At 74.1% G+C, this 22010-nt stretch carries 25 protein-coding genes and 1 tRNA gene; 16 read left to right on the top strand and 10 right to left on the bottom strand.

The window, feature by feature from the left end; translation table 11 throughout:
* The first annotated feature begins 88 nt into the window (after positions 1–88).
* Positions 89–1075: a sporulation protein gene (locus tag AB0B02_RS03940; RefSeq protein WP_281935106.1), complete on the top strand. Its 987-nt coding sequence runs from the start codon at positions 89–91 to the stop codon at positions 1073–1075.
* Between the two features lie 60 nt (positions 1076–1135).
* Here the strand turns inward: AB0B02_RS03940 and AB0B02_RS03935 are convergent, their stop codons facing one another.
* Positions 1136–1471 carry a hypothetical protein gene (locus tag AB0B02_RS03935; protein ID WP_281936245.1) on the bottom strand — a complete coding sequence of 112 codons (336 nt, stop codon included), beginning with the start codon at positions 1469–1471 and terminating at the stop codon, positions 1136–1138.
* A 321-nt stretch (positions 1472–1792) separates the two neighbouring features.
* Between AB0B02_RS03935 and AB0B02_RS03930 the strand changes: the two genes are divergently transcribed.
* On the top strand, positions 1793–2215 hold the full coding sequence (locus AB0B02_RS03930) for a hypothetical protein (protein WP_281935104.1): 423 nt from the start codon (positions 1793–1795) through the stop codon (positions 2213–2215).
* A gap of 57 nt (positions 2216–2272) precedes the next feature.
* Here the strand turns inward: AB0B02_RS03930 and AB0B02_RS03925 are convergent, their stop codons facing one another.
* Together AB0B02_RS03925 and AB0B02_RS03920 are read right to left on the bottom strand one after the other, a co-directional pair.
* Positions 2273–4489 carry an AAA family ATPase gene (locus AB0B02_RS03925; RefSeq protein WP_357296948.1) on the bottom strand — a complete coding sequence of 739 codons (2217 nt, stop codon included), beginning with the start codon at positions 4487–4489 and terminating at the stop codon, positions 2273–2275.
* Between the two features lie 246 nt (positions 4490–4735).
* Positions 4736–5866 (bottom strand): sigma-E factor regulatory protein RseB domain-containing protein, encoded by a 1131-nt coding sequence (locus tag AB0B02_RS03920; protein ID WP_357296632.1) that lies wholly within the window; start codon positions 5864–5866, stop codon positions 4736–4738.
* 97 nt (positions 5867–5963) lie between these two features.
* On the opposite strand from AB0B02_RS03920, the gene AB0B02_RS03915 reads away from it, so the two are divergent.
* Positions 5964–6620, top strand: a complete 657-nt coding sequence (locus AB0B02_RS03915; protein WP_107159334.1) for a response regulator transcription factor — start codon at positions 5964–5966, stop codon at positions 6618–6620.
* A complete protein-coding gene (locus AB0B02_RS03910; RefSeq protein WP_281935098.1) occupies positions 6617–8017 on the top strand; it encodes a HAMP domain-containing sensor histidine kinase in 1401 nt (466 codons plus the stop codon). Before AB0B02_RS03915 ends, AB0B02_RS03910 begins: the two co-directional genes overlap by 4 nt.
* Positions 8018–8021: 4 nt before the next feature.
* Here AB0B02_RS03910 and AB0B02_RS03905 read toward each other — a convergent pair whose 3' ends face one another.
* Together AB0B02_RS03905 and AB0B02_RS03900 are read right to left on the bottom strand one after the other, a co-directional pair.
* Positions 8022–9695 carry a tetratricopeptide repeat protein gene (locus tag AB0B02_RS03905; protein ID WP_357296631.1) on the bottom strand — a complete coding sequence of 558 codons (1674 nt, stop codon included), beginning with the start codon at positions 9693–9695 and terminating at the stop codon, positions 8022–8024.
* Between the two features lie 48 nt (positions 9696–9743).
* Entirely contained in the window at positions 9744–10214 is a 471-nt protein-coding gene (locus AB0B02_RS03900; protein ID WP_281935094.1) for a MarR family transcriptional regulator, read from the bottom strand.
* 50 nt (positions 10215–10264) lie between these two features.
* Here AB0B02_RS03900 and AB0B02_RS03895 point away from each other — a divergent pair, with 50 nt between their 5' ends.
* Both AB0B02_RS03895 and AB0B02_RS03890 read left to right on the top strand, forming a co-directional pair.
* Positions 10265–10786, top strand: coding sequence for a VOC family protein (locus tag AB0B02_RS03895; RefSeq protein ID WP_281935092.1), 522 nt, complete (start codon positions 10265–10267; stop codon positions 10784–10786).
* 48 nt (positions 10787–10834) lie between these two features.
* Positions 10835–11734 carry a hypothetical protein gene (locus AB0B02_RS03890; RefSeq protein ID WP_357296630.1) on the top strand — a complete coding sequence of 300 codons (900 nt, stop codon included), beginning with the start codon at positions 10835–10837 and terminating at the stop codon, positions 11732–11734.
* Here the strand turns inward: AB0B02_RS03890 and AB0B02_RS03885 are convergent.
* Together AB0B02_RS03885 and AB0B02_RS03880 are read right to left on the bottom strand one after the other, a co-directional pair.
* Positions 11700–12218, bottom strand: coding sequence for a potassium channel family protein (locus AB0B02_RS03885; RefSeq protein ID WP_281935088.1), 519 nt, complete (start codon positions 12216–12218; stop codon positions 11700–11702). The genes AB0B02_RS03890 and AB0B02_RS03885 overlap by 35 nt on opposite strands.
* 114 nt (positions 12219–12332) lie before the next feature.
* Positions 12333–12506 (bottom strand): DUF4236 domain-containing protein, encoded by a 174-nt coding sequence (locus AB0B02_RS03880; RefSeq protein WP_064498970.1) that lies wholly within the window; start codon positions 12504–12506, stop codon positions 12333–12335.
* A 182-nt stretch (positions 12507–12688) separates the two neighbouring features.
* Between AB0B02_RS03880 and AB0B02_RS03875 the strand changes: the two genes are divergently transcribed.
* The 7 genes from AB0B02_RS03875 (at position 12689) to AB0B02_RS03845 (ending at position 18178) form a co-directional block, all read left to right on the top strand.
* The gene (locus tag AB0B02_RS03875) at positions 12689–12829 is read left to right on the top strand and encodes a putative leader peptide (RefSeq protein ID WP_281935085.1); all 141 of its coding nucleotides are present in this window, start codon (positions 12689–12691) and stop codon (positions 12827–12829) included.
* 138 nt (positions 12830–12967) lie between these two features.
* On the top strand, positions 12968–13999 hold the full coding sequence (locus tag AB0B02_RS03870) for an ABC transporter substrate-binding protein (protein WP_357296629.1): 1032 nt from the start codon (positions 12968–12970) through the stop codon (positions 13997–13999).
* A complete protein-coding gene (locus AB0B02_RS03865) occupies positions 13996–14814 on the top strand; it encodes an ABC transporter ATP-binding protein (RefSeq protein ID WP_281935080.1) in 819 nt (272 codons plus the stop codon). The genes AB0B02_RS03870 and AB0B02_RS03865 overlap by 4 nt, the downstream gene beginning before the upstream one ends.
* Positions 14807–15664 (top strand): ABC transporter permease, encoded by an 858-nt coding sequence (locus tag AB0B02_RS03860; RefSeq protein ID WP_357296628.1) that lies wholly within the window; start codon positions 14807–14809, stop codon positions 15662–15664. Before AB0B02_RS03865 ends, AB0B02_RS03860 begins: the two co-directional genes overlap by 8 nt.
* A gap of 11 nt (positions 15665–15675) precedes the next feature.
* Positions 15676–17010 carry an LLM class flavin-dependent oxidoreductase gene (locus AB0B02_RS03855; RefSeq protein WP_357296627.1) on the top strand — a complete coding sequence of 445 codons (1335 nt, stop codon included), beginning with the start codon at positions 15676–15678 and terminating at the stop codon, positions 17008–17010.
* Positions 17007–17570: a flavin reductase family protein gene (locus AB0B02_RS03850; protein ID WP_281935076.1), complete on the top strand. Its 564-nt coding sequence runs from the start codon at positions 17007–17009 to the stop codon at positions 17568–17570. The genes AB0B02_RS03855 and AB0B02_RS03850 overlap by 4 nt, the downstream gene beginning before the upstream one ends.
* The gene (locus tag AB0B02_RS03845) at positions 17564–18178 is read left to right on the top strand and encodes a malonic semialdehyde reductase (RefSeq protein ID WP_357296626.1); all 615 of its coding nucleotides are present in this window, start codon (positions 17564–17566) and stop codon (positions 18176–18178) included. The genes AB0B02_RS03850 and AB0B02_RS03845 overlap by 7 nt, the downstream gene beginning before the upstream one ends.
* A 1-nt stretch (position 18179) precedes the next feature.
* On the opposite strand, the gene AB0B02_RS03840 is transcribed toward AB0B02_RS03845, so the two are convergent.
* Both AB0B02_RS03840 and AB0B02_RS03835 read right to left on the bottom strand, forming a co-directional pair.
* Positions 18180–18635, bottom strand: a complete 456-nt coding sequence (locus tag AB0B02_RS03840) for an Rrf2 family transcriptional regulator (RefSeq protein ID WP_281935072.1) — start codon at positions 18633–18635, stop codon at positions 18180–18182.
* 7 nt (positions 18636–18642) lie between these two features.
* Positions 18643–19560 (bottom strand): AraC family transcriptional regulator, encoded by a 918-nt coding sequence (locus AB0B02_RS03835; protein WP_357296625.1) that lies wholly within the window; start codon positions 19558–19560, stop codon positions 18643–18645.
* A gap of 158 nt (positions 19561–19718) precedes the next feature.
* On the opposite strand from AB0B02_RS03835, the gene AB0B02_RS03830 reads away from it, so the two are divergent.
* Positions 19719–20495: a glucose 1-dehydrogenase gene (locus tag AB0B02_RS03830; protein ID WP_357296946.1), complete on the top strand. Its 777-nt coding sequence runs from the start codon at positions 19719–19721 to the stop codon at positions 20493–20495.
* 76 nt (positions 20496–20571) lie between these two features.
* Here the strand turns inward: AB0B02_RS03830 and AB0B02_RS03825 are convergent, their stop codons facing one another.
* Positions 20572–21003 carry an SsgA family sporulation/cell division regulator gene (locus AB0B02_RS03825; protein WP_007457244.1) on the bottom strand — a complete coding sequence of 144 codons (432 nt, stop codon included), beginning with the start codon at positions 21001–21003 and terminating at the stop codon, positions 20572–20574.
* A 273-nt stretch (positions 21004–21276) separates the two neighbouring features.
* Between AB0B02_RS03825 and AB0B02_RS03820 the strand changes: the two genes are divergently transcribed.
* Both AB0B02_RS03820 and AB0B02_RS03815 read left to right on the top strand, forming a co-directional pair.
* The gene (locus AB0B02_RS03820) at positions 21277–21810 is read left to right on the top strand and encodes a TIGR02611 family protein (RefSeq protein ID WP_281935064.1); all 534 of its coding nucleotides are present in this window, start codon (positions 21277–21279) and stop codon (positions 21808–21810) included.
* A 50-nt stretch (positions 21811–21860) separates the two neighbouring features.
* Positions 21861–21932 (top strand) — tRNA-Val (locus AB0B02_RS03815).
* Positions 21933–22010: the final 78 nt, after the last annotated feature.

Genomic DNA, 22010 nt, shown 5'->3' with positions numbered 1-22010 from the left:
AGGCATTTCCCAGCCATTGCGGTTAGGGTGCCCTGCACGGCCCGCGGGCTCCACGGTGGAGCCCGCGGATGGCGGAGGCGGAGTGGCGATGGTCTTCAAGAAGATGTTGAGCGCGTTCGGCGTGGGCGGCCCCAGCGTCGACACCGTGCTGACCAACCCGAACACCCGGCCCGGGCTGGCCCTGGACGGGCACGTCAACCTGGTCGGCGGCGACGCGCCGGCGCGCATCGAGCGGATCACCGTCGGCCTGGTCACCCGGGTCGAGATCGAGGGCGGCGACACCGAGTACGCCGGCGTCATGGAGTTCCACCGGATGCCGGTCAGCGACGCGTTCGAGCTGGCGCCGAAGCAGCAGCTCGCCATCCCGTTCCAGATGCCGGTGCCGTGGGAGACCCCGGTCACCGACGTCTTCGGGCAGCGGCTGCACGGCATGACCATGGGTCTGCGTACCGAGCTGGCGGTGGCGCGGGCGGTCGACAAGTCCGACCTGGACCAGGTGTCGGTGCACCCGCTGCCGGTCCACGAGCGGATCCTCGACGCGTTCCAGGCGCTGGGTTTCCGGTTCAAGCACGCGGACCTGGAGCGTGGCCACATCTACGGCGTGCCGCAGACGCTGCCGTTCTACCAGGAGATCGAGTTCTACGCCGCGCCGCAGTACGCGCAGACGGTCACCGAGGTCGAGCTGACGTTCGTGACCAGCCAGCAGGGCGTCGAGGTGATCCTGGAGTGCGACAAGCGCGGCGGCTTCCTCAGCGCCGGGCACGACGTCTACGGGCGGTACTCCGTCCCGCACAGCGACGCCTCGCGTACCGACTGGCCGCAGGTGGTCGACGGGTGGCTGCGGGAGACCACGTCCCGGTACGGCGGCCTGCGCGCCCAGGGCTTCGGCGCCCCGCAGGGCCACTACGGCGCCCCCGGTCACTACGGTCCGCAGGGCCACCACGGTCGTCGTGGCGGCGGCATGGGCGGCATGGTGGCGGGCGCGGCGCTGGGCGTCGCCGGCGGCCTGGTGGCCGGCGAGATGCTGGAGGACGCCTTCGAGGGCGACGACGGCGGGGACTTCGGCGAGGAGTGACGGCACGCGACGACGCCCCCGGGACGGATCCCGGGGGCGTCGCCGGTCACGCGGCGCGGGTCACCGCCGGCCGCGACGCTCCCTGCCGGAGCGGCGCGCGCTGCCCGCCTTCGACAGACCACGGCTGATCAGGTACGCGCCGGTCAGCGCGGTCAGGTACCACCAGGCCTGGTTCGGGTTGTTGATGTTCAGGCCGTTGGCGGTGGTGCCCTTCCAGAACGCGGCGATCACGACGACCGCGGCGGCTGCGGCGTACACCCAGAACTCGGTGGTGAGGAACGCCTGCTTCGTCTCGGTGCCGGGGGCGGGCATCTCCTCCCGGTGGCCGTCGTGCATCGACGGCATCGGACGGGTCGGCGACTCCATCATGCTCGACCGGTTCTGGACGTCCGACATCGGCCGGTTCATCGGCCTGGTGGATGCGGCCTGCGTGCTCATCTGGTCCTCCTCAGGATTTGATGAGTCGTACGGCACCCCGCGCCCCGCTGCCGCAGTTCGGCCACGGCACGGTTCGCACACTGTGGCGGGGGCACCCTCCGACTACCCGCCCCCCGAGACAAGCTAACCGGCGGGTGCCGACGGTGTGCCGGCCGCGTCCCGAACCGGACATCCGGCGCTCCGGGGTGCCAAACCGACGCTGCCTCCCGGCCGGTTTCAGCCTCCCGACCCCGGGCACGCAGCACGGATACCCACACCACGAGCTGCGAGGTGGTTGACGTGCGTGAGGACGACATCCGGCAGGACGCCGCCCGGCAGGCCGAACAGCGGGTCGCCGGCGGCGTGTACGGCGAGGGCGCCCTGGACGAGGTCACCGTGCCGCCGACCGACGAACAGCGGGTGATCCAGGAGTCGGATCCGGACGACCCGGCGCACGTGGCGATCGACCCGGACGTGCTGCGCGACGGCGGGCCGACCCGCGGCCAGGGCGCGGTCACCACGACCGGCGGCACGGCCGGCCCGGCCAGCGTGCGCCGAGTGGCCCGGCAGCCGGAGCGGCATCCGGGCAAGGTGGCGCCGACCACCACCGGGGACGCCACCACCGGCGGGCTGAGCACCCCGGCCGGTGGATCGACGAGTGACGCCTCGGCCCCCGGCGCCCAGGTCGCCAACGTCACCGACGAGGGTGCCAACCCCGGCTGAGCGTCTGCTTGAGAGGGGGCCCCTTCTCTACCGGAAGCGTTAAGAAGGGGCCCCTCCTTACGTCCGGAGGATGGTGAGGCGCTGGGTGGCGCGCGTTAGCGCGACGTAGAGGTCGCTGTGGCCTCGGGGGGACTCGGCGACGATCCGGTCCGGGTCCACCACCAGCACCGAGTCGAACTCCAGGCCCTTGGCCTGCTCGGTGGTGAGCACCACCACCCGGTTCGCCAGCTCCGGCTGCTCACCGACCGCCGCCTCGGGCAGCGCCGCGACCACGGCGGCGCCCAGGTCGGCCACCCGCCCGGTCGGCACGATCACGCCGAGCCGCCCGTCACCCAGGGACGCGGCCTCCCGGGCGGTCACCTCGACCAGCTCGACGGCGAGCCGGTCCGCCGGAACGGTCCGGTCGCACGGCGGTACGCCGGTGGCGCGTACCGAGCGGGGTGGGCGCAGCGACGGATCGATCTCGGCGAGCACGTCGGCGGCGACCGCCATGATCTCGGCCGGGGTGCGGTAGCTGACGGTCAGCTCCGCCAGCCGCCACCGGTCCGCCACGTACGGGCTCAGCGCCTCGCCCCAGGACGGCGTGCCGGCCAGCGCGCCGGTCTGCGCCACGTCCCCGACGATGGTCATCGACCGGCTCGGGCAGCGGCGCATCAGCAGCCGCCAGGCCATCGGCGACAGCTCCTGCGCCTCGTCCACGATGACGTGCCCGAACGCCCAGGTGCGGTCCGCGGCGGCGCGCTGGGCGGTGGTGAGCCGGTCGGACTCCTCCTGCCGTTCGGAGAGCCGGGCGGCGTCGATCAGGTCGGTCACGCCGAGGATCTCACCACCGTCGGCCTCGTCCTCCACGTCGATCGAGCGGGAGCCCCGCCAGATCTCCAGCACGCCCTCGGCGTACTCGCGTTCCATCGCGCGGATCCGGTCCCGGCGGGCGGCGGCAGCGCGTTCGTCCTCGCCGAGCAGTTCGGCGGCCTCGTCGAGCAGCGGCACGTCGGCCGGTGTCCAGCCGCCGGGCTCGCGGTGCAGCGCGGCCCGCTCGGCGTCGGTGAGCATCGGCGCGGCGGTGGCGATCCGCTCCGGCGAGGCGAACAGGTCGGCGAGCAGCCGCTGCGGGGTGAGCACCGGCCACAGCTCGTCGAGCGCGGCCACGATCTCCGGCTCCTCGCGCAGCTCGCGGCGGATCTCCGCCCGGTCCGCCTCGGAGAGCAGGTTCTCCCCGCCGAGCGGGTCGGCGCCGATGCGCTCGGCCACCTGGTCGGCGAGCGCGTGCACGATCTCCACGTCGAACAGCGCGCGGGCCAGGTTGTGCGGCCGGCCGGTGCGCCGGACCCGGTCGCGGGCCTGGCGGACCGTCTCCGGGTCGAGCGTGAGCACCTCCCGCTGCGGCAGCTCGACGGTGATCGGCTCGGCCGGCACCCACTGCCGGTCCCGGACCGCGCCGGCGAGCACCTCGGCCAGCACCGCGCGGCCCTTCAGCGCCGCGGTGGTGGCCGGCTCGGTGCGCCGGGCGTGCACGCCCGGGAACAGGTCGGCCTGGGTGCGCAACAGCACGCCGGTCTCGGCCAGCGCCGGCAGCACCTGGGAGATGTAGCGCAGGAACGTGGCGTTCGGGCCGACCAGCAGCACGCCCCGGGTGGAGAGCTGCTGGCGGTGGGTGTAGAGCAGGTACGCGGCCCGGTGCAACGCCACCGCGGTCTTGCCGGTGCCGGGCCCGCCCTGCACCACCATCACGCCGGGCAGGTCGGCGCGGATGATGCGGTCCTGCTCGACCTGGATCGTCTCGACGATGTCGCGCATCCGGCCGGTGCGTCCGGCGTTGAGCGCGGCGAGCAGCGACGCCTCGCCGGTGACCTCCTCGTGCGCGGTGGGGGAGGCGGCGGTGATGTCCAGCACCTCGTCGTTGAGGCCGGTGACCTTCCGGTCGCGGGTGCGCAGGTGCCGACGGCGGCGTACGCCCTGCGGGTTGGCGGCGGTGGCCAGGTAGAACGGGCGGGCGGCCGGGGCACGCCAGTCCATCAGCAGCGGGTCGTACTCGCCCGAGGTGTCGAAGATGCCGATCCGGCCGATGTAGCGGGCGGCGCCGTCGTCACCGTCGAGGCGGCCGAAGCAGAGGCCGGACTCGACGGCGGAGTACTGCTCGACCTGGTCGGCGTACATCGCCACGGTGGAGTCGCGCTGCGAGCGGGCCTGCTGGGTGCCGCCGGTGTGGCGCAACTCCTCGTCGAGCCGGCGGGCGGCCTGCTCGCGCAGCCCGTCCAGCCGGTCGTAGAGCATCGAGACGTACTCCTGCTCGCGACCGATCTCGTCGTCGTCCTGGTGCAGCTCACCCGACACGTCGGAGTGCGTTGACAAGCGGGCTCCTCATTGACTAAAATTGCCGCAGGAATGGCATTCATAAGCCATTCCCTTTTTTGTGCCTGAACTGAGAAAGATAGCGCGTCGCCCGCCATTCGACCAAGCCCGGACACGGCTCGGGGCCCGGCCGGCGCACGCCGACCGGGCCCCGAGCCCGACGTTCGATCAGCCCTTCGCGGCCTGGTAGAGCCGCTCCGGCGTGACCAGACCGGCCACCACCCGGCCGTCGTCGGTGAGCAGCACGCTGAACAGCTTGCCGCTCAGCAGCCGCCCGCTGCCCCAGTCGCCGCTGACCTTCGGCAGGTCACCGAGCACCTTCGCCAGCATGTCGGCGTCCGGCGCGCCCGCGCCGGCCTTCGTGCCGCCGGCCTTCGCCGCGCCGTCGAGCCCGGCCGCGTCGCCGAGCGTGGCGACCACCACCGTGGTCCAGCCGGTGCCGACGGTACGCACGTCCGGCCGCTTAGCGTCCGCCGCGCCGGGCTTCCGGTCGGTGGCCGGGCCGGGACGCGCGTCGGCCGACTCCTCGGTGACCTTCACCCCGGGCGGCGGGTTGAACCGGAACTGGTCGGCGTCCGGGGTGCGGAAGTCGACCTGGGTGAACGCCACCTCGAACGCCGGCTCGTCCTGACCGTCGGCGAGCACCTCGAAGCGCAGCGGCACGTGCTCCTTCGCGTCCAGCGCGATGCGCACCTGGTGCACCAGCGACGCCTTGTCGCGCGGCGTGAGCACCAGCTCGTACGCGTCCCGCCCGGCCACGGTGGCGGACCGGCCGACGGTGACCGCGGTGGTCGGGTCGATCGCGGCCAGCGCCTGCTGGGCGGCGTCGGCCGGGGTGGCCGGCGCGGACGGCAGGTCCTTGCCGTCGGCCGGCAGCTTCCGGTGGACGGCGGTGTTCTCCCGGCTGTTCCAGGTCCAGACGTCGCGGCCGTTGCGCAGCACGTCCTGCTCGCCGAGCGTGTCGACCAGGGCGAGCCGCTGCCGGTCCTCGCCGCCGTACCAGACGCGCAGCGTGTGCGTGCCGGAGACCAGACCGGCGAGCTGGTTGCCGCTGGCCTGGCCGGCGAGCGCGGCGATCGGCGGCAGGCCCAGGTCGGCGCGCTGCACGACGGTGCCGGAGAGCCCGTCCAGGCGGGACGTCCGCAGGTCGTCGAGCAGTTGGGCGGCGCTGCGCGGTGGCAGGGCCGGGTCGGCGCCGGCGGCGAACGTGCCGACGGCGGCGCCGCCCCCGATCACGGCGACCCCCGCGGTCACCGGGACCAGCCAGCGCAGCACGGCGCGGTTCTTCATCACAGACATCAGTGTGCACCTCCTTGCGCTCCATGCTGCGGGATCCTCGCTGTGAGGACGCTGAGCCGATCCCCTACGGGTGACCCGGTGGTGGCACCCTGGACCGGTGCGGTTGCTGGTGGTGGAGGACGAGACGCGGCTCGCCGCGGCGTTGCGTCGGGGCCTGTCGGCGGAGGGTTTCGTGGTGGACGTGGCGGCCACCGGCCCGGCCGGGCTGGACGCGGCCCGGCACGGCGACTACGACGCGATGATCCTCGACGTGATGCTGCCCGGCCTCTCCGGCTACGAGGTGGTGCGCCGGTTGCGCGCCGAGCAGCGCTGGTTGCCGGTGCTGATGCTGTCCGCCAAGGACGGCGAGTACGACCAGGCCGACGGCCTGGACTGCGGCGCCGACGACTACCTCACCAAGCCCTTCTCGTACGTGGTGCTGCTGGCCCGGCTGCGGGCGCTGCTGCGCCGGGGCGCACCCCGACGGCCGGCCGTGCTCACGGTCGGTGACCTGCGGCTGGACCCGGCCCGGCGGCGGGTCACCCGGGCCGACGCCGAGGTGGCGCTGACCAGCCGCGAGTACGCGCTGCTCGACTACCTGATGCGCCGCCCCGGCGAGGTGGTGTCCAAGACCGAGCTGCTGGACCACGTCTGGGACGCCTCGGTGGACACCGCCCCGAACGCGGTGGAGGTCTATGTCGGCTACCTGCGCCGCAAGATCGGCCGGGAGCGGTTGGAGACGGTCCGTGGCGCCGGCTACCGGCTGGCCACGTGATCCGCCCCCTGCGCCGGCTCGGGCTGCGGGCCCGGCTGCTCGCGTTGGGCGTGCTCGGGCTGGCGCTCGGGTTCGCGCTCGGTGGCGCGCTGCTGCTCGGCGCGCTCGGCTGGACGCTGCAACGGTCGGTCGACGCGGAGGCGTTGCGGACCGCGGACGCGGTCGCGTTGCTCACCGCCGAGGACGCGCTGCCGGACCCGCTGCCGGTGGCCGGCGGCCAGTTGCGCGTGCAGGTGGTGGACGCGCAGGGCCGGATCCGGGCCGCCTCGATCGACGCGGACCGGTTGGTGCCGATGCTCGGCCCCGACGAGCTGCGGCCCGGGCAGCGGCAGCGGCTGGTGGTGGACGGGCAGCGGGTCGGCCTGTCCGGGCCGGTCCGGGTGGTGACGGTGCCGGCCGGCACCCCGGCCGAGCCGCGTACGGTGCTGGTGGCCAAGTCGCTGTCCGACGTGCGGCACAGCCTGCACGTGGTGCGCAACCTGCTGCTGGTCGGCTTCCCGCTGCTGGTGGCGGGCCTGGCGGTGGTGGCCTGGCGGGTGGTGGGCGCGACGCTGCGCCCGGTGGAGGAGCTGCGCAGCGGCGCCGCCGAGATCACCGGGCGGGCCGGGACGGAGCGGTTGCCGGTGCCGGCCGGGCAGGACGAGATCCACCGGCTCGCGGTCACGCTCAACGACATGCTGGACCGGCTGGCCGCGTCCCGGGACCGGCAGCGGGCGTTCGTGGCCGACGCCGCGCACGAGCTGCGCAGCCCGCTGACGAACATGCGGACCGAGCTGGAGGTGGCCCGCCGGCTCGGGGACGGCACCGACTGGCCGGCGGTCGCGGACGACCTGCTCGCCGACACCGAGCGGCTGAGCCGCCTCGTCGACGACCTGCTGCTGCTGGCCCGCCTCGACGAGGACGACGCGCGCCCCGCGCGGCCGGCGGCGGTGGGTCCGGTGGAGCTGGGTGAGTTGCTGCGTGCGGTGGCGGCCCGCTACCCGTCGCCGCCGGTGCGGCTGGCGGTGCCGGCCGGGGCGTGGTGGACCGAGGGGGACCCGGGGGAGCTGCGCCGGGTGCTGGTCAACCTGGTGGAGAACGCGATCCGGCACGCGTCCGCCGAGGTGCGGCTGGCGGTCGCCGGGCCGGAGGGCGCGTACCACCTGGTCACGGTGACCGACGACGGGCCGGGCGTCCCGGCGGCGGACCGGGAGCGGGTGTTCGCCCGGTTCACCCGGCTGGACGACGCGCGGGCCCGCGACGCCGGCGGCGCGGGCCTCGGCCTGGCGATCGTGCGGGAGTTGGTGCGCCGGGCCGGCGGCACGGTGGAGCTGGCGGACGCGACGCCGGGCACCGCCGCGCCGGGGCTGCGGGCGACGGTACGGCTGCCCGCGCTGGCCGAGCCGGACCCGGAGTGACCGGTCAGCGGCGTCGCTTGGTGCAGACCGGGGCGGCGCGGGCCACCGTGTCGGTGGACCAGACCAGCGCCACGGTGAAGCAGTAGTCGGTGGTGCGGTCGAGCCCGTAGGCGATGTAGTCGCCGGAGCCGGCGGGCAGCGTCGCGAAGGTGTGCTGCGGCTGGCCGGCGCGGCCTCCGGCGACCACCACCGGCCCTTCCGCGCCGGCCGGGTACGTCCAGCTCAGCACGATGCTGTCACGTCGGTCGGTGAGCGCGAACCGGCCCGGTGGGGTGCCCGGGGAGGCGGCCGGCCGGGCGCTGGCGGTGGGCCGTGCGGAGGTCGGCGGCGGCCCGCTCGACGGTGGCCCGCCCGACGGGGCGGCCGGGGTGTCGCGGTCACCGTCCACCCGGGACACGCCGGCGATCACCGCGATGGTGCCCAGCAGCAGCGCCACCACCACGCCGAGCACCGCCAGCGGCAGCCAGGGCCGTTCGCGCCGGGGCGTGGCGGGTGGCCGGGGCACGTGCACCGGCAGGTAGCGCGACGACGGCTCGGGGGCCGGCGGCACCCGGCGTACGCCGGGCGGCGCGTCGGCGGCGAGCCCGACCACGGTCGGCGGCACCGCGTCCTCGCTCGGCGGCCAGGGCTGCTCGGCCGGCTCGCCGGCTCGCCAGGGCTGCTCGGCCGGCTCGCCGGCCCGCCAGGGCTGGTCGGCCGGCTGCCGGCGCGGGTCGGCCGGCTCGTCCGGTCGCCAGGGCTGCTCGTGCTCCGGCGGCCACGGGTAGTCGTCGAACGACTCGGCGTCGGCCTCGGGCGCGGTGCGGGGCGTGGGCACGTGCCCGGCGTCGGTGGCCCGGCCCGGCGGGTGGTAGAGCGGCGTGCGCACCGGCTCGTCGAGCGCGGGCGGGGTGTAGGGCGGCAGGTCGGGCGGACCCTCGACGGGCGGGGCGACCCGGGCGGCGGGCACCACCGGCGTCGTGGGTGCGGGCGGTTCGGGCGCGGCGCAGACGTGGTCCGGGTCGGCGGCGGCCCTGGCCAGACCGGCCACCTGGACGGCGAGCGGGTCGTCCACGGCGAGGTGCTGGCGGCACAGGTCCTCGGCGAGCGCCAGGTGCTCGTGCGCCTCGGCGTACCGGCCGCAGTCGCGTTCCATCGCGCCGAGTTTGGCCAGCATCTTGATGCCGCTGGGGTGGTCGTCGCCGTAGACCTCGCGGTGCAGCTCCCAGGCGTCGGCGAGGCGGTCGCGGGCCACCTCGCACTGGCCGCGGGCGTACTCCACGGTGGCCAGGTCGGCGTGCGCGGCCAGCACCCGCTGGGACTCGGGCCCGTCGCGGGCGGTCAGCTCGATGATGACGTCGGAGTAGAGCCGCGCGGCGCGGGCGTCGCTGCCGACCCGGTGCAGCACCGCGGCCAGCGTCGCGGCGGCGGTGACGGTGCGCTCGTCGGAGCGGCCGAACAGGCGGGTCGTCGCCGCGTACGCGAACGCGGCCCAGCCGCGCGCGGAGTGCGGTTCGCCGAGCGCGACGAGCAGCCGCGCCTGGAGGCCGGCCGCCTCGGCCAGCTCGGGGGAGGCGTTGCCGGGACGCGGGTCGGCGTCGCTGAGCGCGTCGGCGAGCAGCCGTTGCGCGCCGTCGAGGTCGCCTTCGGACACCAGATGGTGCGCCTGGACGGTCAGGTCAGCGAAGCCGGAGGACACGCCCCATCGTGCTCATCCGGCGACGGTAAGTACAACCCCCGGAGTGGATCAGTTTGGTGCCGATTGGGTCAAGTGGTCGGCGAGCGTCTCGCTGATCCGGCGGAGCTGGTCGACCTGGGCCGGGCTGAGCGCGTCGAACAGGTGCCGGCGTACGCCCTCGACGTGGCCGGGCGCGGCGGCGGTCAGCGTGGCGAAGCCGTCGTCGGTGAGCACGGCGAGCTGGCCGCGCCGGTCGGTGGGGCAGTCCTCCCGGCGGATCCAGCCGGCGGCCTCCAGCCGGGCGGCGGCGTGCGAGAGCCGGCTGCGCGACGAGCCGGTGGCGTCGGCCAGCTCGCTCATCCGCAGCCGCCGGCCGGGGGCCTCGGAGAGTCGGACCAGGATCTCGTAGTACGCGTGCGGCATGCCGGCGTCGCGTTGCAGCTCGCGGTCGAGCGTGTCCATCAGCGCGCGGGAGGCGGCGAGGAAGGCCCGCCAGGTCCGCTGCTCGTCGGGGTCCAGCCACCGGGTCATGACGCCCATCATAGCGCCAGTGGTTGAACGCTCAACCAAAACGCGGTACCGTCGAGGGCATGGGAATCCACCGGCTCAACCACGCCGTCCTCTACGTCAGTGACCTGGAGCGCAGCGTCGCCTTCTACCGCGACGTGCTGGGCTTCCGCCGGGTCCCGATGACGCCGGACGGCTTCCGCGGCGCCGCCTTCCTCCAGGCGCCCGACTCCACCAACGACCACGACCTCGGGCTGTTCGAGGTCGGCGCGGCGGCCGGGCCGTCCCCGGCCGGCCGGGGCACCGTCGGCCTCTACCACCTCGCCTGGGAGCTGGACACGCTCGACGAGCTGGCCGCCACCGCCGAACGGCTGGCCGCCGCCGGCGCGCTGGTCGGCGCGTCCGACCACGGGACCACCAAGAGCCTCTACGGCCGCGACCCGGACGGGCTGGAGTTCGAGATCGTCTGGATCGTCCCGGCGAACCTGCTGGACGACGCGGCGCTCGCCGCCCGCAAGCGGATCGGTCGGCTCGACCTCGACCGCGAGCGTCAGCGCTACGGCGGCCAGACCCGGGGTGGCGTGGGCGTCTCCGTCCCGGCCTGACCGGGGTTCCCGGCCGGGCACGTGGTCGGGTGCGGTAGAAACGGCACCATGTCGACCGACGCCGTCCTGCGCGAGCTGCTCGTCCGCCAGCTCGACCACTGGCTCCCCGCCGCGCTGCACCGGGCGCGGCGGGCCACGCTCGCCCTGGCGTACGCCGGGGGAGAGGCCGGTGGCGCGGAGGCGGTGCTGCGTGTGGTGGCCGAGTTCGCCGACCGGCTGCGCGGGCGGCGGCTGACCGTGCTGGTGCTCGCCGACGGCGACGCGGAGCTGCCGGCGCGGCTCGGCGCGGTCGAGGCCACCCTGCCGGCCGACGTCGCCGTGCACCTGGTGCCCGGCCGGCCGGACCGGCTGCCGGTGGCGCTCAAGGCGGCCGGCGCGGCCGGCGCACCGCTGCTGGCCGTGGTCGACGGCGGCACGCCCGACCCGGCGCTGCTGACCGCCGTGTCGTCCGGCCGCCCGGCCGAGCTGCTGCTGGTCACCGCGCCCGGCCGGTCGCTGCGGCCGGCGCTCACCGCTGCCGGTTTCCCGCTGGTCACCGAGGTCGAGCTGGTGCCCGAGGACGGGCCGGCCCGACTGCTCGGCTACGCCACCGGCTCCGACCGCGGCCTGGAGACGATGAAGGACGCGCTCTGGGCCGTCGACGAGTACGCCGGCGTGCGCTACCGCGACCCGGCCGACCCGGCGGGGCGGCTGCTGGACATCACGCTCGACCCGGAGCCCGGCCCGCTGCGCCGCGAGCTGCTGGCCGAGCTGGCCCGTTCCGGCCCGCGTACGGTGACCGAGCTGCGCCGGTTCGCGGCCACCGCCACGGTCTACCGGGCCGCCGACGCCAACCGCGCGCTCACCTCGCTGCTCACCGCCGGCACGGTGACCCGTGACCCGGAGCCCGGCCGGCTCGGCGGGGACGTGGTGGTCAGCGCCGCCCCGACCGCTGGGTCATCTGCCTGACCACCACCGACGCGCCGGTGGCCACCACGCCGATGCTGAACACCATCTGCGCGCAGACCGCCACCCGGGCGATCTGCCCCTGCGCGTGCACGTCGCCGTAACCGATCGTGGTGAGCGTGGCCAGCGCGAAGTAGAGCGCGTCGACGCGGGTGCGCAACCCGACGAACTCACCGGGGCGGGTGTTCGCCACCACGTAGTCGGCGAGCGCGAAGACCAGCAGCCCGGCGATCAACGCGATCGCGAGCCGGGTGAGCGCGCGGTCCTCCGCGTCGCCGGTCGGCTGGTCGCGGGTGAGCTGACGGCGGACCTGGCCGGTGACCAGGAACGCGACCGCCGCCACCAGCAGCACCGTGGCGACCGAGCGCAGCGCCAGTCGCCACCCGTTCGGGTCCGCCTCGACCGGCACCAGGAAGTAGCCGACCAGCATCAGCGCGCAGGCCGCCACCGCCCGCCGCCGCATCCGCCGCAGGGTCAGGTCCACCATGTCGCGATTGTCCGCCTCGGACCGGGTCGCGGCGGCGGAACACCGGACCGGACGACGAAATCCGGTGCCGACGGACCGTCGGCACCGGATCTCCCCGGAGTTCCTCGCCCGGGATCAGGCCTTGTCCTGCTTCCAGGAGAGCGGCCCCGGAAGGTCCACGCGGTGGGCGCGGGTGTTCGAGTTCCAGGACCAACGGCCGATCTTGATGCTCCACGAGGAGAACCCGTTCTGGGTGAAGTGGAGGATCAGCGGCCCGTACTTCTTGCGCTTGCGGAACTGAACGCCCATCGGGGGTGCCTCCTTCGATCTCCCTGCCTCTGCGAGGGGGAACATGCCCGGATCGACGAAACGCGAAACCTGGTCCGGTCCGGTCTGGACGGTGGGCGTCGCGCCCGGCACAATCTCTATCCAATGGGTAGGTGTTAAGGGGTGGTAAATGCTGGTGGAGACGGGTCGTAACAAAGCCAGCGATGAAAGTCTCACTGACTGGAAGGGCGTTGACCGGCGGGGACAACGGTCGGCAGCATGAGGGCATGTCGCAGCGGGACGAGCTTCTCCTCACCGCTCGCGTGCACGTCGACCTGGTCCGGCACGCGAGCGCGCTCTGTTGAGCCGAACGCTCGTCGTTCCCCCTCCTCCGCCCGTCCGTTCCCGTCGCCGGCGCATCGTGGCCCGGCGCGGCACGGCGTGCGCTCCGCCCCCACGTGGGCCCCCTCCACCGCATCGTGGACAGATCAGGAGACACCGCCATGCCCTCGACCCGATCACCCCGGCGTGCCCTCGCCGCCGCCGTCGCCCTGCTCGCCCTCGCCGCCGCCACCGGCTGCGGCACCGACGCCGGCGCCGCCGGCACCCAGACCACGAAACTGCGCTACCAGGGTTCGGTCGGTCAGGTGACGCTCCCCGAACTCGCCGCCGACCTCGGCTACCTCGGCGACGTGAAACTCGACTGGATCGGCAACGTCACCGGCGGCCCGGCCGACATCCAGGCCACCGCCACCGGCCAGAGCGACTTCGGCGGCGCGTTCAACGGCGCCATCGTCAAACTCCAGACCGCCAACGCGCCGATCACGGCCGTGGTCAGCTACTACGGCTCCGACGCGCAGACCTTCCAGGGCTACTACGTACGCGACGACAGCCCGATCCGCGGCCCGCGCGACCTGATCGGCAGGCGGGTCGGCATGAACACGCTCGGCGCGCACGCCGAGGCCGTGCTGCGCACCTGGCTCGCCAAGGGCGGCCTGACCGCCGACGAGATCGGCCGCGTCGAACTGGTCGCACTGCCACCGGTCAACACCGAACAGTCGCTGCGCGCCAAGCAGATCGACGTGGCGGTGCTCGGCGGCGTGATCCGCGACAAGGCGGTCGCGGCCGGCGGCATCCGCACCGTGTTCACCGACTACGAACTGCTCGGGGCGTTCAGCGCCGGCAGCTACGTCTTCCGCGACGACTTCATCGCCCGCAACCCGGACACCGTCCGCGCGTTCGTCACCGGTGTGGGCAAGGCCATCGAGTGGGCGCGCACCCAGCCCCGGGAGACCGTGGTGGCCCGACTCAAGGAGATCATCGGCAAGCGGGGCCGCAACGAGGACGCCACCCTGGTCGACTACTGGAAGTCCAGCGGCGTCGCCGAGACCGGCGGCGTCATCACCGACCGGGAGTTCGCCACCTGGATCGACTGGCTGGCCGACGCCGGCGAGCTGAAGGGCCCGCGCCCCAAGCCCGCCGACCTCTACACCAACCGGTTCAACGCGTTCGCCAACCCCGGCGGTGGCGCATGAGCACCGACAAGATCCGCTTCGACCGGGTGCGCAAGGTCTTCCCGGGCCGGCGTGGCGGCGGCGGCGCGGTCACCGCGCTCGACGAGGTGACCCTCGGCGTACGCCCCGGCGAGTTCCTGGTCGTCGTCGGCCCCAGCGGCTGCGGCAAGTCCACCCTGCTCGACCTGCTCGGCGGGCTGGCCACCCCCACCTCCGGGCAGGTGCTCGTCGACGGCCGCCCGGTCACCGGGCCCGGCCTGGACCGGGGCATCGTCTTCCAGCAGTACGCGCTGCTGCCCTGGCGCACCGCCGCCGGCAACGTCGCGTTCGGGCTGGAGGCCAAGGGCCTGCCCCGCGCCGAGCGCGCCGACCTGGTCGCGTACCACCTCGACCTGGTCGGCCTCACCGGCTTCGCCGACCGCTACCCGCACGAACTGTCCGGCGGCATGAAGCAACGCGTCGCGATCGCCCGCAGCCTCGCGTACGACCCGGACGTGCTGCTCATGGACGAGCCGTTCGCCGCGCTCGACGCGCAGACCCGCGACCTGCTCCAGGACGAACTGGTCCGGATCTGGCAGGCCACCGGCAAGACCATCGTGTTCATCACGCACGGCATCGACGAGGCCGTGCACCTGGGCCAGCGGGTCGCCGTGATGACGTCGCGCCCCGGCCGGATCAAGCAGGTCATCGACATCGAACTGGGTGATCGGGAGGCGGCCGAGGACGTCCGCTCCACCGACGCGTTCCGGCACCACCGGCACCAGATCTGGACGCTGCTGCGCGACGAGGTACGCGCCGCGCAGTCCGCCGTCCGCGAGGAGGCCCGCGTTGGTTGACATCGCCGAACGACCCGCCGCCGCGGCGACCCGGCCCGCCGTGCCCCCGGCGGCCGTCGCCCCCGCCCGGCCCGGCCGGCTGCTCGCGCTCGGCGGCCGGGCCCTGCACCGCAGCGTCGCGCTGCTGGCGCTGGCCGCGATCTGGGAGGTGGTGCCCCGCACCGGCCTGGTCGACCGGGTCTTCCTGCCCCCGCTCTCCCAGGTGCTCCTCGCCTGGTGGGAGCTGCTGCGCAGCGGGCAGCTCGCCGACCACGTCGGCGCCAGCCTCACCCGCTCGCTCACCGGGCTGGCCCTCGCGGTGGCCACCGCCATCCCGCTCGGCCTGCTGATCGGCTGGTACCGCCCCCTCGCGGACCTGCTCAGCCCGCTGCTGGAGGTGTTCCGCAACACCGCCGCGCTGGCGCTGCTGCCGGTCTTCGTGCTCATCCTCGGCCTCGGCGAGACCTCCAAGATCGCCCTGGTGGTCTACGCCTGCTCCTGGCCGATCCTGCTGAACACCATCGCCGGCGTGAAGGGCGTCGACCCGCTGCTGGTGCGCTCGGCCCGCTCGATGGGCCTCAACCACCTGCGGCTGTTCCAGAAGGTGATCCTGCCGGCGTCCGTGCCGACCATCTTCACCGGCGTCCGGCTGGCCGGGGCGTACTCGATCCTGGTGCTGGTCGCCGCCGAGATGGTCGGCGCCAAGGCCGGGCTCGGCTACCTCGTCAACTACGCGCAGTACAACTTCGCGATCCCCGACATGTACGCCGGGATCATCACCATCTCCGCCATCGGGCTGGTGGTCAACCAGCTCCTCGTCGCCGGGGAGCGTCGCTTCTCCACCTGGCGCGTCGACGTCACCACCGCCTGAGAGGAACCGCCATGACCCGCACCCTGCACCTGAACGCCTTCCTGATGGGCGTCGGCCACCACGAGGCCGCCTGGCGGCACCCACGCACCGACCCCGGCCGCCTCGCCGACGTACGCCACTTCCAGGAGCTGGCCCGCATCGCCGAGCGGGGCACCCTCGACTCGGTCTTCCTCGCCGACGGGCTGGCCGTCGGCCCCGCCGTCCGGCACAACATCCAGGCCGTCTTCGAGCCGCTCACGCTGCTCGCCGCGCTGGCCACCGTCACCGAGCGCATCGGCCTGATCGCCACCGCCTCGACCACCTACACCGAACCGTTCAACCTGGCCCGCGCGTTCGCCTCGCTCGACCACCTCAGCGGCGGCCGGGCCGGCTGGAACATCGTCACCTCCGCCCAGGCCCGCGAGGCCCGCAACTTCAACCTCGACGACCACCCCGCGCACGCCGACCGGTACCGCCGCGCCGCCGAACACGTCGACGTGGCGATCAAGCTCTGGGACAGCTGGGAGGACGACGCGCTGGTGCTCGACACCGCCGGCGGCGTCTTCGCCGACACCGACCGGGTGCACGAGATCGCGCACACCGGCGAACGGTTCCGGGTGGCCGGGCCGCTCAACACGCCCCGCCCGCCGCAGGGCCGCCCGCTGCTGGTGCAGGCCGGCTCGTCCGCCGACGGCATCGCGTTCGCCGCCCGCTACGCCGAGGCCGTCTTCACCGCCCAGCAGACACTCGCCGACGGGCAGGCGTTCTACGCCGCGCTCAAACGGGCCACCGCCGACGCCGGCCGCGACCCGGAACTGATCAAGGTGCTGCCCGGTATCGCACCGGTCATCGGGGGTACCGAGAGGGAGGCCCGTGCCCTCGCCGACGAACTGGAGGCGCTGATCGTGCCCGAGCACGCGCTCGCCCAGCTCTCCGGCATGACCGGGCTGGACCTCACCGGTCGACCGCTCGACGGACCGCTGCCGGACCTGCCCGACGCCACCACCGTGCAGTCCCACCAGAGCCGCTACCAGCTCGTCGTCGACCTGGCCCGGCGGGAACGGCTCACCCTCCGGCAGCTCATCGGCCGGCTCGGCGGCGGGCGCGGGCACCGCGTCGTGGTCGGCACCCCGGAGCAGATCGCCGACCAGATCGAGCTCTGGTTCACCCGGGGCGCCGCCGACGGCTTCAACGTCATGCCACCACTGCTACCCCACGGACTGGAGGCCTTCGTGGACCACGTCGTACCCCTGCTGCGCCGGCGCGGGCTGTTCCGGTCCGAGTACACCGGGCGCACCCTGCGCGAACACTACGGCCTGCCCCGGCCGGCCAGCGTCCACGCCGCCCGAGAGCTGGTGGCGTCGTGACCACCGTGGACCGGCCCGGCACCGGCACCGTCGAGCTGCGCCCGGTCGACGTCGACTCGTTCCGCGGCCTGCTGCGCCGGCAGGCGTCCACGGTCACCGTGGTCACCACGCCCGGCCTGCGCGGCGACCGGCTCCTGCCGACGCTGCCGCCGTCCGGGTTCACCGCCACCTCGTTCACCTCGGTGTCGCTGGACCCGCCGCTGGTCTCGGTCTGCCTGGGCCGCGCGTCGTCGAGCTGGCCGACCGTCGCGCACGCCGAGCACGTGGCGGTGCACCTGCTCGCCTCCGGCCAGCAGGAGATCGCGCAGATCTTCGCCACCAGCGGCATCGACCGGTTCACCGCCCACCCCGGCTGGACCACCGGCCCGTTCGGGGTGCCGCTGATCGGCGACGCGCTGGCGGTGCTGCTGTGCCGGGTGGTCCGGCGGATCGAGGCCGGCGACCACACCATCGTGCTCGGTGAGCCGCTCGCGCTCGGCGCCGGCGAGGACGGCGACCCGCTGCTGCACCACCGGGGCCGCTACACCACCACCATCGAGGACTGGTCCGAGTCGTGGTGAACGCGCCCGCCGACGAGCTGCTCGCGCTCGACCGGGCCGCCCAGGACCTGCTGTTCCGGGCGGCCCGTACGGCCAACGCGTTCACCGACGAGCCGGTCGACGAGGCGCAGGTCCGGGCCGTGCACGACCTGGTCCGCAACGGCCCCACCGCGATGAACGCGCAGCCGCTGCGGGTGCTGCTGCTGCGCTCGTCGGCGGCCCGGGCGCGGCTGCTGCCGTACGTCAGCGCCGGCAACCGGGACAAGACGGCCGGCGCGCCGCTGACCGCGGTGCTCGCCGCCGACGTCGACTGGCACGACCGGCTGCCCGAACTGTTCCCGCACCGCCCCGGCGCGCGGGACTGGTTCACCGGCGACCCGGCCGGCCGGGAGGCGCAGGCCCGCTTCAACGCCGCGCTCCAGATCGGCTACCTGGTGGTCGGGGTACGCGCCGCCGGGCTGGCCGCCGGCCCGATGGCCGGGTTCGACGCGACCGGCGTGGAACGCGAGTTCTTCCCCGACGGGCGGCACCGGGTGCTGCTGCTGATGAACATCGGCCGCCCGGCCCCGGACGCCTGGCGGGAACGGCTGCCCCGGCTACTGTACGAGGAGGTCGTCACCACGCTGTGAATCAGCGGGGCTCCCAGGCGTCCGGCTGGGTGGTGAGCTTGCGCACGTGCGCCGGCAGCCGGCCGCTGACCAGCTCGTCCAGGCTCACCTCGTCGACCACCCGTCGCACCGAGGCGCGCACCGCGACCCAGAGCCGGGGCAGGTTCTCCGCCGCGCCCTCGTACTTCGTCTCCTCGGGCCGCAGCCCGCGTACCCCGGCGAGCGGGCCGTCGACGGCGCGCAACACCTGCCCGATGGTGACGTCGCGCGGCGGTCGGGACAGCGTGTAACCGCCCTCGGCGCCGCGCTGGGCCCGGACGATCCCGGACCGGCGCAGGTCGGCCAGGACCGCTTCGAGGAACTTGCGGGGCATGTCCTGCTCCGCCGCGATGGCCTGGGTGGACAGCAGGGTGGGGTACGCGGTGGCCAGGCTCAGGGCTGCCCGGACCGCGTAGTCGCCGCGCGCGGAGATCTGCACACTGCCATCATGCCCGGCCGGCCGGCGCGGGGGAGTCGGCGGGCGGGCGCGGACGCACCAGACGGACGGGCAGCGGCTGCTCCCGGGCGGCCCGGAACGCCCCCGGGCTCACCCCGACCTCCCGGGTGAAGAAGCGGCCGAAGTTGGTCGGCTCGGGAAAACCGAGCAGCCGGCCGATCCGGGCGATCGGGTCGTCGGTGGCGGCCAGCAGCCGGCAGGCCTGCAACGCCACCCGCTCGTCGATGACCTGCTTGGCGCTGCGACCGGTCACCGCCAGGCAGGCCCGGGTCAGGGTACGCACGGAGCAGCCGAGCTGGGCGGCGTAGTCCTCCACCCGGCGGGTCTGCCGGTAGCCGCGTTCCACCTCGCGGCACAGCCGCCGGAACGTCACCGCCTCGGCGCCCGGCGGTGGCCCCTCCTCGCCACGCGGCAGCAGGCTCAGCCGCAGCAGCAGCACGGCGAGCTGGTGACGCAGCAACGCCGCGGCGGCGGGCACCAGCGCGTGCCGGTCGGCGTCCACGGCGAGCTGACTCACCTCGCTGATCACCGCGTCGGCGTCCTCGCCGGTGAGCTGGCGGTGGGCGGGCACCGCGTCCGGGTCGACGTCGAGGCCGCGCAGCGCGTCCGGCCCCCAGCTCACCACCGTGGCGTCGAGCTGCTGACCGAGGCAGCGCAGCGCCTGGCCGGGCCGGGCGCGCAGCAGCGTGCCGGGCCGGCAGGGCACCGCCCGGAAGTCCAGCTCGGCGGTGCCGTGGCCGTGAGTGACCAGGACCAGCAGGTCACGGTCGAGCAGGATCGGCCGGTGCCAGCCGGGTGCGGTGGTGAGGTCGTCGAGCGCGCCGGTGACGATCTCGTCGGTGTCGAGGCGGGTGTCCGAGAGGCCGATGCGGGTGGCCGGGGAGGGCTGACCGGTAGTGACCATCATCCCCGACGGTAACCGGCCCGGACGCACGTTGCATCTCGACAGTTTCGTCCCGCTCGCACGCCTTGTCGGGGCGCACCACGGACGGTTAGGTTACCGATCGGTAAGGCTCGGGTCGGGTGACCAGCCCGCAGCCCGGCGGCGACGGCGATGGGATGGGCATGACGGATCTGTTCTCGGTCGACGGCAAGACGGTCCTGGTCACCGGCGGCTCGCGGGGGATCGGGCTGATGATCGCGCGCGGATTCGTGCGGGCCGGCGCCCGGGTGATCATCTCCTCGCGCAAGGCCGACGTGTGCGAGGCGGTCGCCGAGGAACTCTCCGCCGAGGGGCACTGCGAGGCGATCCCGGCGGACCTCGGCAGCGACGCCGGCGCGCTGGCGCTGGCCGAGGCCGTCCGGCAACGCCACGACCGGCTCCACGTGCTGGTCAACAACGCGGGCGCCACCTGGGGCGCGCCGCTGGAGGAGTACCCGGAGAGTGCGTTCGACAAGCTCTGGGCCGTCAACGTCAAGGCCGTGTTCCGGCTCACCACCGCGCTGCTGCCGGCGCTGCGCGCCGCCGCCGGCGCCGACGACCCGGCCCGCGTGATCAACATCGGCTCGATCGACGGACTCCGGGTGCCGTGGATGGAGGTGTACGCCTACTCCGCCACCAAGGCCGCCGTGCACATGCTCACCCGCGGCCTCGCCCACCAGCTCGCCGGCGAGGCGATCACGGTCAACGCGATCGCGCCCGGGCCGTTCGAGAGCAAGATGATGGCGTTCGCGCTCGACGACCCGGAGTCGCGCGCCGCCATCGAACAGCAGGTGCCGCTGGGCCGCATCGGCCGCCCCGACGACATGGCCGGCACCGCGATCTACCTCGCGTCACGTGCCGGCGCGTACCTGACCGGGGTGGTCATCCCGGTCGACGGCGGGATCACCACACGCGGCTGACCGCGTACCCCCGGGGTGAGACGGCCCGGGGCCGCGCGGACTCGGCAGATCCGCGCGGCCCCGGGTGTGGTCGTGCTCAGCGACCGGCGAGCAGCCGATTCACCGCGGTGTCGACGTCCAGGTGCTCGGCCTCCCGGCCGCGCGGAACGACGACGTAGGTCCGGCGCAGGAAACGCACCAACACGCTGCGCGGAACCTCGAACAGGGCGTTGCCGTCCGGCGACGACAGCGCCAGCGCGACGAAGTCGCCGCGCGGGGTGGCCCACGGCCAGACCCGCACATCACCGATGCCGGCCGGCTCGTCGAGCCCGGTGACCAGCAGTTCGCGTGCGAACGACCAGCTCACCGCCTCGCCGCCGGCGGACTCGGCATGGAACAGGACATGGACCGCATACGGGTCAGCAGGGTCGTAACGCAGACTGGCACGCACCGGCAAGGCGGTGGCGTCAGGCGCGACGAGCCTTAGCGACGTCTCGACCTCTACGGTCGTCGGTCGGATGACACTCATGGACGTTCTCCCCCCGGCACCGCTGCGGAACGCGCGTGTCCCGCTTTTCCCATACTCAGGTGCTGCTCCTGGCTACGCTCCGCCATACGCTGACTTCACCCAGTGGTGGGAAGGGGGTCGGAAAGCCTTCGGGGCCGGGAGACCCCGAGTAGGATTTCCGGTTCCGCCCACTCCGTCGTCCCGCCCGGCAACGGGTGGTTCAGTCGTCGACTTACTCCGGTAACGTCCAGTCCTCAGCAGGGGTGACGGTCCCGCGCGACACTGGGGGTGGAAATGGTCACGAGGGAAACCCCGGTGGCATCGCGGGCCCCGGGCGATCCGCCGGAGGATGCGGCCCGAACGGCCAGAAATCGGGGGTACGAAGTGCCGGTCGACGGGCGTTCCCCGGCCGCTCCCACCACGCCGCGTCGGCGGGGCTGGCGAGGTCGCCTGCACACCACGCTCGACCTCATCCGCGCCAACCCCACCGGCCGCGTCGCGCTGAAGATCTTCATCGGCATCCTCGGCGCCGTCGTGGTCACCGTCGGCATCGCGCTCATCCCGCTGCCCGGCCCCGGCTGGCTGCTGGTCATCGCCGGCCTCGGCGTCTGGGCGGTCGAGTTCCACTGGGCCCGCCGGCTGCTCGCGTTCACCCGCCGGCACGTCAACGCCTGGACGCGTTGGGTGACCAGCCGATCGCTGCCGGTGCGCTTCGTGCTCGGGCTGGTCGGGCTGGTCTTCGTGTCGGTGGTGGTGTGGCTGTCGCTGAAGTACAGCCTCGGCATCGACGTGGTGGCGCGGGCGCTGCACTACCTCGCGACGCACTGAGGCCCGGTTTTTGGTCCGGGCCGTCGATCGGGTAGAGTCATGCGCGCTGAGGGCGATTAGCTCAGCGGGAGAGCGCTTCGTTCACACCGAAGAGGTCACTGGTTCGATCCCAGTATCGCCCACGCAGGTCAAAGGCCACTTCCCGGCTTCGGGAGGTGGCCTTTCTGCTTGCGTAGAGCAGCTTTGTACAGCAGTTCTCG

The organism is Micromonospora sp. NPDC049240, assembly GCF_040647835.1.
GTDB lineage: Bacteria > Actinomycetota > Actinomycetes > Mycobacteriales > Micromonosporaceae > Micromonospora.
This window is presented reverse-complemented; position numbering and strand designations above follow the sequence as displayed.